The following is a 1274-nucleotide window of genomic DNA, read 5'->3' on the forward strand; positions in this document are numbered from 1 at the left end:
AATGCCGGCGCAGCTCCCCAGCTGCGCCGGCATTTGTGCCGTCCGCCGCACCCCCGTCCCCACGGGGTTTCATGGATGGATGTCCCCGCCCGGACCGCTCTTCCGGGCCTGGGGTCGCCGCTCAGCGCCCCAGCATCGCACCCACGGACGACGCCTGTGTGGCCACCGTCTCCCAGCCGTCGAAGACGAGCAGGAGCAGGGCCGCCAGGGGAAGGGCCATGAGCGTCGCCACCAAGGGGTGGCGACGACCCGTGCGGCGCGGGGCGAACGCGGGGCGTCGCGGTGCCGTGTGGGCCATGGTCCCTCTCCTGACCGTTCGGTTGTCTTCGGCAGCGGCGGGTGCCTGACCTCGGGGGACGAGTGCTGCACCCGCCGCTTGACCTCAAATCTAGGCGCGCGGCGACCACCGGGCGTCATGCCCTCGTACCGATTGCCGGGCCTCCCGAAGGATGAGCCATGACCTGCGAAGTACTCCCCTGGGTGGAGACGCACGCCAGGGTCTCGGGGTCTTCCCGGAGGGGGCGTCCGCTCTGTCCGGTCATTTCGGATGCGTCCTGCGGGCCGGATGGAGTGACTTCGATCACTCGGGGCGGGGTCGGGAGGGGCGCACGGCAGCACGGGCGATCCGGGGTGCGGCCGGGTCCGCGGGCCGTCGCGGGCCGTCGGCCGACGGGTGCGCGCGCCCGTGTGCCCCGCCCTCGCGCACGCCCAACCTCCCTGCTCCGCTGGCCGGTTGACCCCCTTGGTGACCGGAAGTCGCCGTACCACAGGGCGTGCTGACCGCGTTTCACCTCCCCCGGACGGCCCACACAATCCGTCCGGCCGAGAGGGCGCGGCCTCTGCGCGCAGGCGGCCGGGGAAACGTAAGCTGTGCCACGTCACAGGACCGGGCAGCGGGGATGAACATGGCGATGATGCGCCTGAGGCGCGAGGACCCGCGCGTCGTCGGCTCGTTCAGGCTTCACCGACGGCTCGGCGCGGGCGGGATGGGCGTGGTCTATCTCGGCTCCGACAAGAAGGGGCAGCGGGTCGCGCTGAAGGTGATCCGGCCCGATCTGGCGGAGGACCAGGAGTTCCGGTCGCGGTTCGCGCGCGAGGTGTCGGCGGCCCGGCGCATCCGGGGCGGGTGCACGGCCCGGCTGGTCGCCGCGGACCTGGAGGCCGAGCGGCCCTGGTTCGCCACCCAGTACGTGCCCGGCCCCTCCCTGCACGACAAGGTGGCCGACGAGGGCCCTCTCGGCGCGGCGGACACGGCGGCGATCGGCGCGGCCCTG

2 protein-coding genes are annotated in these 1274 nt (G+C 73.4%); one reads left to right on the forward strand and one right to left on the reverse strand.

The window, feature by feature from the left end:
* Positions 1 to 121 precede the first annotated feature (121 nt).
* Positions 122 to 298: a hypothetical protein gene (locus tag CCN44_RS45300; protein WP_030343942.1), complete on the reverse strand. Its 177-nt coding sequence runs from the start codon at positions 296 to 298 to the stop codon at positions 122 to 124.
* Between the two features lie 601 nt (positions 299 to 899).
* Here CCN44_RS45300 and CCN44_RS37910 point away from each other — a divergent pair.
* On the forward strand, positions 900 to 1274 hold a 375-nt coding region (locus CCN44_RS37910), incomplete at its 3' end, for a protein kinase domain-containing protein (RefSeq protein ID WP_331478628.1).

This window comes from Streptomyces tricolor (assembly GCF_002155905.1).
Lineage (GTDB): Bacteria > Actinomycetota > Actinomycetes > Streptomycetales > Streptomycetaceae > Streptomyces > Streptomyces tricolor.